Here is a 14077-nt window from a genome sequence, read left to right as displayed (position 1 = left end):
CGTCGGTGTGATCATTGCAAATCCAATCGCTCACCCGCCGAAGACCGAATCTTGGGCAAGCTTCAGAAACCACGACGGAAATAGGCCGATGCCGATGGTGCCGGCGGCGGTGACGGCCAGCGTGGCGCGCATCAAGGGGGTCAGCGCCGGGGCGAACGCCCTCTTCGGCTCGCGCATGTACATCACCATGACGATGCGGATGTAGAAATAGGCGGCGACGGCGCTGAGCAGCACTGCGATTACCGCCAGCATGACGAAACCACGCTCGACGAGGGCGACCAGCACGTAAAACTTGGCGAAGAACCCGGCTGTCGGCGGAATGCCGGCCAGCGAGAAGAGATAGAGCAGCATCAGAAGCGCCAGCCCCGGATGTGACTTGGCGAAACCCGCATAGTCTTCGATGACCTCGCCCGAGAAATCGCCGTTCCGCATCATGATGACGGCGGCGAAAATGCCGAGATTCGTGAAAGCGTAGATCAGAAGGTAAAGCATCACGCTGGCGATCCCGTCGGCACCGCCGGCCGCCACGCCGAAAATGGCGAAGCCCGCATGGGCGATGCTGGAATAGGCCAGGAGACGCTTGAAATTATCCTGGACCAGCGCCACGAAGCTGCCGAGCGCCATCGTCACCACCGCAATGACGGCGACGATGATCCAGACGTCCGAGGCCGCGACCAGAGGGTTGAGGAACACCCGCAGGATCACCGCGAACCCTGCCGCCTTGGGGCCAACCGACATGAAGGCGGTGATCGTCGTCGGCGCGCCTTCATAGACGTCCGGCAGCCACATATGGAAGGGAACCGCGCCGACCTTGAAGACCAGCCCCGCGACGATGAAGACCACAGCAAGCAGCAATCCGGGATCGAGCGGATCGCCGGTCACCGCCGCAGCCATCCCGTCCAGTTGCGTCGTGCCGGTAAGCCCGTAGATCAGCGAAACGCCGTAAAGGAAAATCCCGGTCGAGACCGCGCCAAGGATCACGTATTTCAGTGCTGCTTCGTTCGACCGCCGCTCACGCCGCAGGAAGCCGGTCAGCACGTAGGTGCAAATCACCATCAGTTCGAGGCCCACATAGATCGACAGGAGATCGGTCGCCGAGGCCATGATCATCATGCCCGAAAGCGCAAAGAGCAGCAGGACATAGTATTCGCTGCTGCCGATCCCTTCGATATCGGCATATTTTCGCGAAAGGAGGAATGTCAGAACGGTGGCCAAGTAGAAAACGAACTTGAAGAAGACCGCGAAGCGGTCGGCGATGAACATGCCCGTGTAGGCCGGCCGCACGTCGCCCGCCAGCATGAGTGTCGCCAAGGCGGCAATTAACACGACCGCGACCGACGCCCAGACGAGGAAATGTCCCTTTGGCACAAACTGCCCCAGGATCAGCAGGATGCAGGCGCCGGTGATCACCACGATCTCGGGCAGGCTCGCTAGGGCCGACTGGAAAAGTATGGCGGCGGTCATTGGCCGCTCCCCCTGCTGTGCACGTTCGTCAGCAGATGCTCCACCGAGGCATCGATAATGTTGAGAAAAGGTTTGGGATAGAGCCCAATCCAGAGGACGAAGACGGCCAGCGGCAGGATCGCAACCATCTCACGGGCGTTCACGTCGCGTATCTTCAACCGGGCGCCGACGCTGGCCGGGCCGAGTGCGATTTTCCCATACATGCCAAGCAGATAGGCAGCCGCCAGCAAAGCGCCCAAAACGGCGGCCGAGCCGGCGACCAGATTGGCCGCAAACCCGCCTGACAGCACCAGCAACTCGCCGACGAACGAATTCGTTCCCGGCAGCGCCATCGACGACAGGGTAAACAGTGCCAGAAACGTGGTGTAGACCGGCGCCACCTTCATCAATCCGCCATAGTCGGCGATGCTGCGGGTATGGGTCCGCTCGTAAATCAGCCCGACGAACAGGAATAGGGCGCCTGTCGTCACGCCATGATTGAACATCTGCAGGATACCGCCCTCGAGCCCGCGCAGGTTCAGTGCAAAAACCCCCAGCGTCACGAAGCCCATGTGGCTGATGCTGGAATAGGCCACCAGTTTCTTCAGATCGTCCTGCGCCAGCGCGAGTAACCCGCCATAGACGATTGCAAGCACCGAAAGCGCCAGCATCAGCGTCGAATAATACATCGATGCTTCCGGCAGCATCGGCAGCGAGAACCGCAGGAATCCGTAGGCGCCCATCTTCAGGAGCACGCCGGCAAGGATAATGCTGCCCGCCGTCGGCGCCTGCACATGGGCGTCCGGCAGCCAGGTATGCACCGGCACCATCGGCACCTTGACCGCAAAAGCGATCAGGAAGGCGAAGAACAGCCAGGACTGGATCCGGAACGACAAGTCCTGCTCTGTCAAGGTGAGGATATCGAAGGTCCTGCCGCCGTAGAAATAGAGAACGATGACACCGATCAGGAACAGGAGGCTGCCCGCCAGCGTGTAAAGGAAAAACTTGATCGCGGCATAGACCCGACCTTCGCCGCCCCAGACGCCGATGATGAGGTACATCGGGATCAGCATCGCCTCCCAAAAGACGTAGAAGAGGAACAGATCGAGCGCGCAGAAGACCCCGAGCATCAGCGCCTGCATGGAGAGCAGGCAGATCATGAATTCCTTCACCTTGCGGTCGATCGCAACCCAGGAGGCGAGCACGCAGATCGACCCCAACAGTGCGGTCAGGAACACGAAGAGCGCGCTGATTCCGTCGATGCCGAGTGCATATTTGATCCCGAGCGCGGGCACCCACGGGCGCATCTCGGTGAACTGCATGGCATGGGTCGTGGTGTCGAAGCCGACCAGCATGGCGATGCAGAGGGCAAGGTCGAGGACGGTGAAAGAGAGCGCAGTCCACCGCGCCGCATCGTCACCGCGCAGGAACATCAGAACCGCGGCCCCGGCGACGGGTGTGAAAATGATGAAGCTGAGCAGCGGGAAGCCCATGGCACGCCCTACCGCCACGCCACGACGAAGACGACGGTGGCTGCGATCAGACCGGCGACCATCGCCAGCACGTAATGGGTCACGACACCCGTCTGGAGCCGCCTGAGCCGCCCGCCGCCATGCAGGATCGCGTGGGCAATGCCATTCACGACGGCATCGACGCCGGCAAGATCGAGCCGGAGTCCTGCCCGTGCCGCGCCGTGGAGCAAGGGCAGCGCTGCGGTCTCGGAGACATTGCTCACCGCCTGCTCATAGCGCGCCAGCGGCCTTTCGGCGAGCCACATGAAGGCCCGCGCGCCCTTGCGATAAAACCAGTCGGTGTCGAGGCTGATCGTCTTCTCGGGATCGAGCGCCCAGAGGAACAGCACGAACCCCAGGGCGGTGAACATCAAGAGCCCGAGGCTCTCCACGACATGCAGGCCAGTATAGGGTTCGAAATCCACCGGATAGGGCAGAAGCGCATAAAGCGGCTGGGGGAACACCCCGATCGCAATGCAGAGCACCGCCGCCATGCCCATGGCAATCAGCATGTTGCGCGGCGGCTCTCGTGCCTCCAGTTTCCGGTCCGTCCCGAAGAACATGTAATAGGGAAGCTTGAGGCCAGTGTGCAGGAACGTCCCGGACGATGCCATCGTCAGCGCCAGCACCACCAGCGCGCGGTGATCCGCTCCTGCGGCCGCTATCACCATCGATTTTGTGACGAAACCCGAGAAGAACGGGAACGCCGAGATCGCGAAGGCGCCGACCATGTAAAGCGCCACGGTCAGTGGCATGGTCTTGTAAAGCCCGCCGAGCTCGGTGAGCTTGCGTCGGCCGGTGACGTAGATGACGGCCCCGGCACCCATGAATAGCAGCGCCTTGTAGAGGATGTGCGCGAAAGCGTGGCTGGCCGCTCCATTCACCGCCATCTCGGTCCCGATGCCGATACCCGCGATCATATAGCCCACCTGGCTGACGATGTGATAGGCGAGAAGCCGTCGGCAATCGTTCTCCAGCACCGCGTAGATGACGCCGTAGAGCGCCATGATGGTGCCGAGCCAGACCAGGAGCTCGGTCCCCGGAAACGCCCGCGCCAGCACATAGACGGCGGTCTTGGTGGTAAACGCGCTCATGAACACCGCCCCAGTAACGGTCGCCTCCGGATAGGCATCGGTCAGCCAGGCATTGAGCGGCGGCACGGCCGCGTTGAGGATGAAGCCGGCGAGGATCAGGTAGTCGCCGGCCCCCATTCCCCCGTTGGTGAGGCCCCCCGCGATCGGGCCGAAAAGCAGTGAACCGGTGGCGAGCCCGTGGGAAATGATGCCGCCGAGCAGGACGACGCCGCCGGTGATATGGACCATGAGATAGCGGAAGCCGGCCCGGATCGCCGGCCCACCACCCTGCGCGAAGACCAGATAGGCGGAAGCGAATGCCATGCCCTCCCAGAACAGGTAGAGGGTCAGGTAGTCACCGGCAAACACCACGCCAAGCGCGCTGCCGACATAGACGAATGCCGCCACGTGCTGGCCGGCATCCGTCAGGTGCAGCGCGTAGACCATGCCGATCAGCGCCATGATGGTGAAAACGGTGGCGAAGACGATGCTGAGCTTGTCCACCTTCGCGATCAGGATCTCCTGCCCGATGAACCGCGTTTCGCCATAGCTGCCCGGCTCCATCGCAAGCACGGCAAGGATCGCCAACGCAGGGATCAGAAGCAGATAGGCTTTGCGGACCGACCCGCTGAGGAACGGGATCGGCAGGGCGCCAAGAATAAAGAGCAGAGCCGGATGGATGAAGTCAGTCATAATAGTCCTCGCGCCGCATCAGCCCGACCCGATGGCCGAGAAACTTGGAAACGAAGATAAGCAGGACGCAGGAGACGAACCCGTAGGCGGCCGACCAGCCCGGCAGGCTGTCCCACAGATATTCGGCGTGTTCGCGGAAGACCAGAAAGTCGGCGACGACGATCAGGACGAGCACGAGGTAGAACAGTCGGCGGCGCGGCCTCGCATATTGCTCGTCACCAAAGAAGTCGACGACACGCTTGATCATCGGATCACTCCGTCTGCCAGGGTAAGAAAATAGCCCGGGAAAATGCCCATCAGCACCGACAGGATCGCCGTTGCCACCAGCGGAATCGTCACCAACGGAATTTCACGGACCGTCGTGCGGCTCTCCTGCTTCTCGGCCTGGAAGAAGGCGGCATAGCTGACCGGCAGGAAATAGGCGGCGTTCAGGATCGAGCTCACCAGGAGCACGACCAGGAACGCGGTCTCTCCCGCCGCCACGGCGCCCTTAGCCATATACCACTTGCTGACGAAGCCCGCGGTTGGCGGCACGCCAATCATGCTGAGCGAGGCGACGAAAAATGCCCCCATCGTCCAGGGCAGCCTGCGGCCGATACCGGCCATGTCGCTGATGTTACGCTTGCCGGACGCGCAATAGATCGACCCGGCGCAGAAAAAGAGCGTGATCTTGGAGAATGCGTGCGCCGCGATGTGGATGATCCCGCCGACCATCGCGACCGGCGACAACAGAACCGCGCCCAGCACGATGTAGGAGAGCTGGCTAACCGTCGAATAAGCAAGCCTGGCCTTCAGGTCGTCCCGCGTCAGGGCGTAAACCGACGCCATCAGGATCGTGAACGAAGCCAGATAGGCCGTGGCGATGCCGAGGCCCAGCCCGCCCACTAGTCCCGTGCCGAAGACATGGAACACCACCCGCAGCACGCAGAACACGCCCATCTTGACCACTGCCACGGCATGTAAAAGCGCGCTGACCGGTGTCGGCGCGACCATCGCGGCGGGCAGCCAGGCGTGCATCGGCATTACAGCGGCCTTGGCGAAGCCGAAAAGATAGCAGAAATAGACGACCGTCAGCAGCGCCGCCGAGACATCACTCCTGGCCAGCAGCCCCCCCGCGACAAAGTCGAGCGACCCCGCAATATGGTAGGTCAGCGCCAGTGCGGCGAGCAGCGCGCTTTTCGAGGCGCCCATCAGATAGACGAGGTACTTGTGGCTGCCCCTCCATCCCTCTTCGTCTTCGTGGTGGTAGACGAGCGGATAGGTAACGAGGCTGAGCACCTCGTAGAAGATCACCAGCGTAAACAGATTGGCGGCGAAGGCGCCCCCGGCGGCGGCCCCAAGACTGCTGGCGAAGCAGGCGAAGAACCGGGTCTGCGCATGCTCGTTCAAATGCCGCATGTAGCCGATGGAATAGATCGCCGCCACGATCCACAGCAGCGAAGAGACGGTGGCAAACACCATGCCGAGCGCATCGACCCGGAAAGCAAAGTCAATCCCCGGCAGAATCTCGAACAGGCGCAATTCGACCGTCCCGCCCGCCAGCACCGTGGGCGCCATCGACACGACAATCGCGAACATGGCGATCGCGGCCAACGGCGAGACCAGGTCGCGAAGTCTTTCGCGGTTGTTCAAAAGGAGAACTGCAAGGGCCGCCAGACCGGCGACGGTGATGGCAAGCAACGGCCGGATCGATACAACCGGGTCCAAAGCCGCTATCCTTTCATCACCGTCACGTCGTCGACCCTGAGGGTGGATTTGTTCCTCACGAGGGCGACCAGGATACCGAGGGCAACGGCAACCTCTGCCGCGGTGATTGCGATGACGAAGATCGCGAAGATCTGCCCGCGGAAATCGGCGTGATAACGCCCGAAAGCGATGAAATTGATGTTGACCGAGTTGAGCAACAGCTCCAGCGACATCAGGACGACGAGAATATTGCGCCTGAGCAGCACGCCCGCCGCTCCGATCACGAACAGGACCACGCCGAGCACAATATACCACCAGAGCGGAACCATCACCCCTGCTCCTTCCGCGCCAGCATGATGGCGCCGACCAAGGCCGCCAGCAGGATTACGGAGGCGGTTTCAAACGGCAGGAGATAGTCGGCGAAAAGTGCTGTGCCAAGCTGCCTGATATCATCGCCGCCACCCATGGCGACGGGCTCCATGACCGAAAAGCGGTCGCTCCAGAGCACCAGCACGAGCATCTCGACCCCGAGCAGGACGAGCAGTACCAGAGCCGGGAGGTTTCCGCCCGGCAAGAACCGCTGCAACACCGCTTCGCGCACATCGACCATCATGATCACGAACAGGAACAGGACCATGATCGCGCCGACATAAACGAAGATCTGGATGACTGCGAGCAACGGTGCCTCGAGCAAGACGAAGATTGCCGAAACCTGCAGGAAACACGCCATCAGCGCCAATGCGCTGTGAACCGGATTGCGCGCCAGAACCATCGTCAGGGCCGTGATCACGGATACCGCAGCGAACAGAAGAAAGAACCCCTGATCCATCGACGCCGACCCTCCGGCGCGAACTCTCACTCGGCGCGAGATGGCCGGATTTGAGATTGCGCCGCAACTTCAGATGCCTTCGCAAATTGTGCCCTACTATCGGATTTTTCACAAGATTATTGTCATCGGCGAAGCAAAACCAGGCCAGTCCGGATGTCGCGACATGCGCGTTGAGATCGCCGTGGCTGGTGAAGAAACTTCTGCCTTATCTTTTGGTAAATCTGGCGTATATTAGAGTGTATGAATATTTATCGGGTGACCATGCGGCCCCGGAGGTTTTGCCGAGAGGCAATCCGTATTTTCGCTTTGGCATTGATCTGGGGTTCGGTATTCCTGTTTTCCGTCGCCCCGACAGCGGGCTCGGAACGCGTCGCTTTACTGCTGCAATTGAATGGCGCCGTCAGCCCGGCATCCGCCGACTATGTGATACGCGGCATCCAGCTTGCCAACGATCGTAAAGTGGCGTTGATCGTCCTGCAAATGGATACGCCCGGCGGTCTCGATACGTCGATGCGGGACATCGTTCGGGCAATCCTTGCCTCATCTGTGCCGGTCGCGAGCTACGTGGCTCCGAGCGGCGCCCGCGCGGCCAGTGCCGGCACTTACATCCTCTATGCCAGTCATATCGCCGCCATGGCGCCGGGTACCAATCTGGGTGCCGCAACGCCCATTGCTCTCGGTGGGAGCGGACAAGACAACGGCCAGAACGGCGACAGCAAGGAGCCACAGTCGCGCAACGCTGCAGAGGCAAAGGCAGTGAACGACGCTGCTGCCTATCTTCGGGGGCTGGCCGAGTTGCGTAATCGCAACGCCGACTGGGCGGAAAAGGCGGTACGCGACGCAGCCAGTCTCTCATCCACTGCGGCCGAACGCGAGAAGGTCATCGATTTCGTCGCGTTAACCGTGGATGAGCTGATGGCGAAAGCCAACGGTCGCACGGTACGGGCAGGAGGAGCGGACATCCGGCTTGATACGACTGATCTCGGTGTCCAGAGCATCGAGCCTGACTGGAGAACCCGCCTGCTTTCGGTCATCGCCGACCCGAATGTCGCACTCATTCTGATGGTTGTCGGCATTTACGGCCTGATATTCGAATTTCTCACGCCCGGAGCGGTTATCCCGGGAATGGTCGGCGGCATATGCCTGCTGCTCGGTCTCTACGCCCTGGCAATGCTGCCGGTCAGCTATGCCGGCGTCGGCCTCATCGTGCTTGCGGTTGCTCTCTTGGTTGCGGAGGCGCATGCACCGACATTCGGCGTCCTCGGCCTCGGCGGTGCGGTCGCACTCGTCCTGGGCGCAACCATTCTCTTCGATACGGATGTGCCCGATCTGAAAGTGAGCCGACAGGTCCTGGTTGGTATCGGTGTTTCAGCCCTTGCCTTCAGCCTCATCGTCGTCCGCCTTGCATTCGGCGCACGCCGGCGCGCCGTGGTGACCGGTGCGGAGCAGATGATCGGCATCTCAGGGAAAGTCTCCAGTTGGACGGGCACGACCGGCTACATTGTCACGCATGGAGAGCGCTGGAGCGCCGCCTCCGCCGAACCGCTCACGGACGGAGACGAGGTGACGGTCATTGCCAGAAATGGGCTAACCCTCGAGGTCACCCGTGATCCCCGCAAGAATCGGGGACCTCAAGAAAGCAAGGAGAAGCGCAGATGACCATGATTGGAGGTTTCATCTTCTATATCGTCGCAGTCGTCCTGTTGCTGATCACCCTGGCGAGCGCGATCAAGATCTTGCGCGAGTATCAGCGGGCCGTCGTCTTTACACTTGGCCGATTTACCGGCGTGAAAGGCCCCGGATTGATCCTGCTTGTTCCCTACGCACAGCAAATGGTGCGGGTCGACCTGCGCACGCGCGTGCTCGACGTCCCCAGCCAGGACGTCATCTCCCATGACAACGTTTCGGTTCGAGTGAGCGCGGTGATTTACTTCAGGGTCATCGATCCGGAGAAGTCAGTGATTCAGGTCGAGGATTTCATGGCAGCCACGAGCCAGCTTGCCCAAACGACGTTGCGCTCGGTGCTCGGCAAGCACGATCTCGACGAGATGCTCGCGGAACGTGACAGGCTCAACGAAGATATCCAGAGGATGCTCGACGCCCAAACAGATGCGTGGGGCATCAAAGTGGCCAATGTTGAGATCAAGCATGTCGACATCAACGAGTCGATGATCCGTGCGATTGCCAGGCAAGCTGAAGCAGAACGCGAGCGGCGTGCAAAAATCATAAACGCCGAGGGCGAGCAGCAGGCCGCGGCAAAGCTGGTGGAGGCGGCTGAAATGCTGGCCAGACAACCGCTGTCAATGCAGCTGCGCTACTTGAGCACACTGAACGTTATTGCCGGGGAAAACAATTCGACGATCATATTTCCGTTCCCCATGGAACTCATTCATCTCCTGGACGGCAAGGCCGACAAGCCAACTGAATGAGCAGCGGCATGTCCGGCGCATGTCACCTCTCACAGCGCCGTTTCACCCCCCCGGCACCACACCAAATGAGGTCAGCGGCGCGCGGTTACACCCTGCCGCCTGCGATCTGGTGTATCGAAATAGGTTGATGTCTGTTCCAAGACCTTATGGGGTTCTCCAAGCAGATCGGAACGCAGAACCAGGTCCAGAGTTCGTCAGCGAGGTCGAGCTTGATTTCGATTTCGACAAGACACGCTCCACGTCCGATCGAGCATCGCCAACGCCGAAATCCGCACGATGCTTAAGTTCGCACGAAACACCTGGACCTGCCAGTGGCATACGCCTAGTTTGAGAGTTGTATCGGAGGCCTTCTGCTCCAGGAGTCAACACGGAACGAAGCTCTAACCGATGACATCGGCCTCGCGACAAAATGACGTTGGACCCCATGCTGCCGAAACACCGCCTCATCCTTCTGCGCCACGCCAAATCCGCCTGGCCCGACGGTGTGGCCGACCGTGAACGGCCATTGGCGGATCGCGGGCGTAAGGCAGCGCCCGTCATCGGGACCTATATGGTGCGCGAAAAGCTGATCCCCGATCTCGCCCTCGTCTCGCCGGCCCGCCGGGCACAGGAAACCTGGAAGCTCGTCCGCAGGGCCCTTTCGAAAAAGGTCAAGGAAGTCGAGGCGGCGGATATCTACGAGGTGTCGGCGGAGCGTCTCCTCAATGTGATCCGGGCCGTCGAGCCTGGCATCCACACGCTGCTCATCGTCGGCCACAATCCCGGCATGGAGAATGCTGCCTCGCTTATCGTGGCGGACGGCGATGCCGACGCCGTGCGACGCATGCGGGAGAAGTTCCCGACAGCGGGCCTCGCCGTCATCGACCTCGATCTCGACGGATGGAACGAGATTGCGGCGGGCACCGGTTATCTCGAGCGGTTCGTAACCCCGCGATCCTTGGGATGATGAGGCCACTTTCCGGTTTGAATTCGGTGGACGTGGTGCACAGCCCAACGACCTGTTGGGAACCGGCGCGCGGTAGAACCACCGCAAAGATCTGCGCCAAGGTTGAGTTATCCTCGTTTCGATGACCTAGACCTCCATCTGCAAATGCTTGACCTGAATCAAGGAAGTTAAGGGTGGATAGGCAGAGCATGGGGTTGTCGTCTGGCGCTGTTTGCGGTCCGTCTTGCTACGATCTCCCAAAGCCAATTCCAGCCACTCCTATCGGAATGCAGGCGCGTTGGAAGTGTACCCATCCGCAGCATTCCGTCCCCGATCCGATGGGCAGGAAAACGGTACCCACAAGCTGGCCGTCTGAGCCTGTCGCAGATTCGAATGGTCTCACCGACAGCAAACAGACAGGTTCAGGCCTCTATCCAGTCGCTGTCGCCTCTTGGAAGGCAGAAGCAAAGGATTGAACCATGGAGTTGAAACTTATCTCCGCCCTTATGATCCTGGCCGCAACTCCCGCTCTGGCGATCGCCAGCCCAAGCTGCACCAAGGAGCCGAAGTCCAAGTGGATGCCCGAGAAGGCCATGAAGGAAAAGATCGACGCTCTGGGCTACAAGGTAAAAACCTTCGAGATCACGGGAAGCTGCTACGAGATCTACGGCAAGGACAAGAACGGCGATCGCGCCGAAGTCTATTTCAATCCGGTGTCGGGCGAAATCGTCCAGAAAGGCGACTGACCATGGCGCCGGTTGAATTGCAGAAGCCGGAGGGTCTTCAGCTCTCCCAGGTCGCGAGCGACACCGTCAAGGTCTGGGACCCGATTGTCAGGCTGTTTCATTGGACCGTCGTTACGGCCTGCATCCTCAATCTTTTTGTCTTGGAGGAAGGAAAATATTGGCACCGTTTGACGGGCTATGTTGTTGCCACCGCCATCGCGGTGCGGATCGTCTGGGGGGTCGTCGGAACAAAGCATGCGCGGTTCGGCGATTTCTTTCCGACACTCGCAAAAGTGAGGACGCAGATCCTTGGTATGATCAATGGCAGCGAGCAACGCTATATCGGCCACAATCCGCTGGCATCGATCATGATGCTGGGCCTCATGGCACTTCTTGCAATGACCGCGCTCAGTGGCTGGATGACGACGCTCGATGCCTTCTGGGGCGACAAATGGCTTGAGGAAGTCCACGGTGTCATAGCCAACAGTATCATGGTCCTCGCTTTCATCCATGCTGGGGCGGCACTGATCGAGAGCTGGAGACATCGGGAAAATCTCGTCTGGTCGATGGTGACAGGTCGAAAGAGAGCATGAGGATTCTTCTGATCGAAGACAGCGCCCGGCTTCGCGAGCTTCTTTGCGAAGCCATCCGCGAGGCCGGCTGGCGAATGGATGCCTTTGCTACGGCAATCGAAGGCCGCCTCGCGCTTGACGGAGCAAGTTACGATCTCCTTCTTCTTGACCTCGGCCTTCCTGACGAAGACGGCCTGGACATTCTGAGGTCTCTGCGTCTCGCGAAACGGCAGATTCCGGTACTCGTGCTGACGGCACGCGGGGCCGTCGACGAGCGGATCGCCGGGCTGGATGCCGGGGCGGACGACTACTTGATCAAACCCTTCAACAATGGCGAGCTGATTGCACGGATTCGCGCCCTGATGCGGCGCTCGCCCGTCACAGCGATGCCGACACTGGAATTCGCCGACGTCAGGTTTGAGACGGCCTCCCGCCAGGTCACCTGTCACGGCATGGAAATGGCGCTCGCCCCCTCGGAAAAATCGCTGCTCGAACTGCTGATGCGCAATGGCGGAAACGTGGTTTCCAAGCGCAAGATGGAACACGCCTTCTCCGAGTTCGGCGACGAGCGCAGCAGCAATGCCGTCGAGTTGGCAGTCTCTCGGCTCCGGCGCAAACTGGAGGGACATCCCGCCAATGCCGTCATCGAAACCGTGAGAGGCGTCGGTTACATGCTGCGCGAGGAACGGGATTGATTCGATCGACTCCCACCTTGACGGCCATTCTGACGCGAAGGATCGCGTTCTTCGCCATGGTCGCGATGCTTGTCCAGCTCGCCGTCGTCTTTTCCGACTATTATTGGAATGTCGGGGAGCTTTCCCGCCTGTATGTCGAGCAGGAAACAGAGCGGCTTGCCTCGGGCGTGGGCGGTAAGGACGGCGCCGTTACCTACAGGCTGCCGACAACTGTAGGCCAGCGTTATGCCCATCCACAGACCGGCTATGTCGCGCGCATTCGCGACGGCCGCGGCCATCTGATTTTCGAGTCCTGCGACGATGCCTGCGAAAGCCGTTTCCTGCCCGCGGAGGTCAATCCTCCAGATTTTTGGCTTCGCACCATCAAGCCTGGAAAACCTCTTACGCTCGTCGGGGGGCGAGCGTTCCAGATCGGCGAGCAGCGAATTCTGGTTGATGTCGCCACTGTGGGCGATCCTGAGAATCTCGCGTCCGGCGTCTTTTGGAATGAGATCCTCGAGCACATGATTGTGCCGATGAGCATCTTGCTCGGACTTGTTCTCGGGGCAACCTTATTATCAGTTCGCCGTGCCTTGAAGCCTGTAAAGGCAGCGGCCGATGCTGCCGAACTCATCGATCCGATGGATTCCAGATCCCATCTGCCCTTCGAGGGAATGCCGCGAGAAATTGCCCATCTCGCGGTGGCCGTCAACCGGGCGTTCCAACGGATTGGCGAGTTGATGCTGTCGCAAAGGATACTGACATCGGGCATCGCCCATGAAGTGCGCACACCGCTTGCAGCCATCAAACTGGAACTTGGCCGTATTGACCATCCGAGGGCGCGCAAAGCCGAGGCGGATCTCGATGACCTCGTGCATTTTGTGAGCCAGCTGACGGCGCTCGCGCGGCTGGATACGTTCGATCACGGCACGTTCGAAGTGGTCGACCTCGTCGCCCTATGTACAGGCGTGGCCGAGCAGCTTGCACCTTGGGTTTACGAAAACAAGCATTCGCTGGAGGTGTTCACCCACGTCGAGGCGGCAGGTATGAGAGCCGCGCCAGCCCTCCTGAAAGACGCCCTTCGCAACCTGATCGAGAATGCCGTTCGCCATACGCCCGATTCAACGAAGATCATCGTCAGGGTTGGAAAATGCGGTATTCAGGTCGAAGATCGACAGGATGTCCGGCCAGGCAGTTTCGTCCATCAAACCGAGAATGCGGAAGGCCTCGGGATAGGGCTTAAAATTGTTGAACGGATCGCGGAACTTCATAAGGGATCATTGAGGCGGTCCAAATCGCGGCACGGCAATATGTTCGAACTTCTATTGCCGACGGGCGAACCGAAATAGGGCTGAACCGCTCGCAGCCGCCGCTTCTTCCCAGGCTTGACGAGCCTCCGGGCGACCGCCCCTCGCTAATCAAGCAAGATGGGAGGGCTGCGATTGCGCCAGGTCAATGCGTATTTCCGATCAGATGCCAGGGTGGTGGCATCAGAGCGCAATTCTTTGTTCGGGAAT

The 14077-nt window shown here is 60.4% G+C and carries 15 protein-coding genes; 8 read left to right on the top strand and 7 right to left on the bottom strand.

From position 1 onward, the window contains the following. Nucleotides 1-30: 30 nt before the first annotated feature. The 7 genes from NE852_RS30420 to NE852_RS30390 are packed head-to-tail and all read right to left on the bottom strand — an operon-like array spanning nucleotide 31 to nucleotide 7235. Nucleotides 31-1464, bottom strand: a complete 1434-nt coding sequence (locus NE852_RS30420) for an NADH-quinone oxidoreductase subunit N (RefSeq protein ID WP_008522875.1) — start codon at nucleotides 1462-1464, stop codon at nucleotides 31-33. Then, complete coding sequence (locus NE852_RS30415; RefSeq protein WP_008522873.1) at nucleotides 1461-2936, bottom strand: NADH-quinone oxidoreductase subunit M; 1476 nt, start codon at nucleotides 2934-2936, stop codon at nucleotides 1461-1463. The genes NE852_RS30420 and NE852_RS30415 overlap by 4 nt, the downstream gene beginning before the upstream one ends. Nucleotides 2937-2944: 8 nt before the next feature. Then, nucleotides 2945-4720 carry a Na(+)/H(+) antiporter subunit D gene (locus NE852_RS30410; protein WP_008522871.1) on the bottom strand — a complete coding sequence of 592 codons (1776 nt, stop codon included), beginning with the start codon at nucleotides 4718-4720 and terminating at the stop codon, nucleotides 2945-2947. Further along, on the bottom strand, nucleotides 4713-4967 hold the full coding sequence (locus NE852_RS30405) for a hypothetical protein (RefSeq protein WP_008522869.1): 255 nt from the start codon (nucleotides 4965-4967) through the stop codon (nucleotides 4713-4715). The genes NE852_RS30410 and NE852_RS30405 overlap by 8 nt, the downstream gene beginning before the upstream one ends. Next, nucleotides 4964-6427, bottom strand: coding sequence for a monovalent cation/H+ antiporter subunit D family protein (locus tag NE852_RS30400; RefSeq protein WP_008522867.1), 1464 nt, complete (start codon nucleotides 6425-6427; stop codon nucleotides 4964-4966). The genes NE852_RS30405 and NE852_RS30400 overlap by 4 nt, the downstream gene beginning before the upstream one ends. A gap of 5 nt (nucleotides 6428-6432) precedes the next feature. Continuing rightward, a complete protein-coding gene (gene nuoK / locus NE852_RS30395) occupies nucleotides 6433-6735 on the bottom strand; it encodes an NADH-quinone oxidoreductase subunit NuoK (RefSeq protein WP_008522864.1) in 303 nt (100 codons plus the stop codon). After that, nucleotides 6735-7235: an NADH-quinone oxidoreductase subunit J gene (locus NE852_RS30390; RefSeq protein WP_008522862.1), complete on the bottom strand. Its 501-nt coding sequence runs from the start codon at nucleotides 7233-7235 to the stop codon at nucleotides 6735-6737. The genes nuoK and NE852_RS30390 overlap by 1 nt, the downstream gene beginning before the upstream one ends. A gap of 40 nt (nucleotides 7236-7275) precedes the next feature. On the opposite strand from NE852_RS30390, the gene NE852_RS30385 reads away from it, so the two are divergent. The 8 genes from NE852_RS30385 (at nucleotide 7276) to NE852_RS30350 (ending at nucleotide 13909) form a co-directional block, all read left to right on the top strand. Next, complete coding sequence (locus NE852_RS30385) at nucleotides 7276-7470, top strand: hypothetical protein (RefSeq protein WP_128623483.1); 195 nt, start codon at nucleotides 7276-7278, stop codon at nucleotides 7468-7470. Nucleotides 7471-7475: 5 nt separating this feature from the next. After that, nucleotides 7476-8894, top strand: coding sequence for a nodulation protein NfeD (locus tag NE852_RS30380; protein WP_128623482.1), 1419 nt, complete (start codon nucleotides 7476-7478; stop codon nucleotides 8892-8894). Further along, a complete protein-coding gene (locus NE852_RS30375; RefSeq protein ID WP_008522858.1) occupies nucleotides 8891-9664 on the top strand; it encodes a slipin family protein in 774 nt (257 codons plus the stop codon). Before NE852_RS30380 ends, NE852_RS30375 begins: the two co-directional genes overlap by 4 nt. 409 nt (nucleotides 9665-10073) lie before the next feature. Further along, complete coding sequence (locus NE852_RS30370) at nucleotides 10074-10610, top strand: histidine phosphatase family protein (RefSeq protein WP_037170658.1); 537 nt, start codon at nucleotides 10074-10076, stop codon at nucleotides 10608-10610. A gap of 458 nt (nucleotides 10611-11068) precedes the next feature. Next, a complete protein-coding gene (locus NE852_RS30365) occupies nucleotides 11069-11335 on the top strand; it encodes a PepSY domain-containing protein (RefSeq protein WP_008522854.1) in 267 nt (88 codons plus the stop codon). A 2-nt stretch (nucleotides 11336-11337) separates the two neighbouring features. Beyond that, complete coding sequence (locus NE852_RS30360) at nucleotides 11338-11907, top strand: cytochrome b/b6 domain-containing protein (protein ID WP_008522852.1); 570 nt, start codon at nucleotides 11338-11340, stop codon at nucleotides 11905-11907. After that, nucleotides 11904-12581, top strand: coding sequence for a response regulator transcription factor (locus NE852_RS30355; RefSeq protein ID WP_008522851.1), 678 nt, complete (start codon nucleotides 11904-11906; stop codon nucleotides 12579-12581). The genes NE852_RS30360 and NE852_RS30355 overlap by 4 nt, the downstream gene beginning before the upstream one ends. Further along, nucleotides 12578-13909 carry a HAMP domain-containing sensor histidine kinase gene (locus NE852_RS30350; protein ID WP_008522848.1) on the top strand — a complete coding sequence of 444 codons (1332 nt, stop codon included), beginning with the start codon at nucleotides 12578-12580 and terminating at the stop codon, nucleotides 13907-13909. The genes NE852_RS30355 and NE852_RS30350 overlap by 4 nt, the downstream gene beginning before the upstream one ends. Nucleotides 13910-14077 lie beyond the last annotated feature (168 nt).

It is taken from the genome of Rhizobium sp. Pop5 (genome assembly GCF_024721175.1).
GTDB lineage: Bacteria > Pseudomonadota > Alphaproteobacteria > Rhizobiales > Rhizobiaceae > Rhizobium.
Note: the sequence above shows the minus strand (reverse complement) of the source record. Positions and strands in the feature narration are given on the sequence as shown.

Bases quoted from the DNA above. Each gene is read 5' to 3' on its own strand.
- NE852_RS30365 (WP_008522854.1), top strand. From the start codon at position 11,069: ATGGAGTTGAAACTTATCTCCGCCCTTATGATCCTGGCCGCAACTCCC.
- NE852_RS30385 (WP_128623483.1), top strand. From the start codon at position 7,276: ATGGCCGGATTTGAGATTGCGCCGCAACTTCAGATGCCTTCGCAAATT.
- NE852_RS30375 (WP_008522858.1), top strand. From the start codon at position 8,891: ATGACCATGATTGGAGGTTTCATCTTCTATATCGTCGCAGTCGTCCTG.
- nuoK (WP_008522864.1), bottom strand. From the start codon at position 6,735: ATGGTTCCGCTCTGGTGGTATATTGTGCTCGGCGTGGTCCTGTTCGTG.
- NE852_RS30390 (WP_008522862.1), bottom strand. From the start codon at position 7,235: ATGGATCAGGGGTTCTTTCTTCTGTTCGCTGCGGTATCCGTGATCACG.
- NE852_RS30405 (WP_008522869.1), bottom strand. From the start codon at position 4,967: ATGATCAAGCGTGTCGTCGACTTCTTTGGTGACGAGCAATATGCGAGG.
- NE852_RS30360 (WP_008522852.1), top strand. From the start codon at position 11,338: ATGGCGCCGGTTGAATTGCAGAAGCCGGAGGGTCTTCAGCTCTCCCAG.
- NE852_RS30380 (WP_128623482.1), top strand. From the start codon at position 7,476: ATGAATATTTATCGGGTGACCATGCGGCCCCGGAGGTTTTGCCGAGAG.
- NE852_RS30415 (WP_008522873.1), bottom strand. From the start codon at position 2,936: ATGGGCTTCCCGCTGCTCAGCTTCATCATTTTCACACCCGTCGCCGGG.
- NE852_RS30370 (WP_037170658.1), top strand. From the start codon at position 10,074: ATGACGTTGGACCCCATGCTGCCGAAACACCGCCTCATCCTTCTGCGC.
- NE852_RS30410 (WP_008522871.1), bottom strand. From the start codon at position 4,720: ATGACTGACTTCATCCATCCGGCTCTGCTCTTTATTCTTGGCGCCCTG.
- NE852_RS30420 (WP_008522875.1), bottom strand. From the start codon at position 1,464: ATGACCGCCGCCATACTTTTCCAGTCGGCCCTAGCGAGCCTGCCCGAG.
- NE852_RS30355 (WP_008522851.1), top strand. From the start codon at position 11,904: ATGAGGATTCTTCTGATCGAAGACAGCGCCCGGCTTCGCGAGCTTCTT.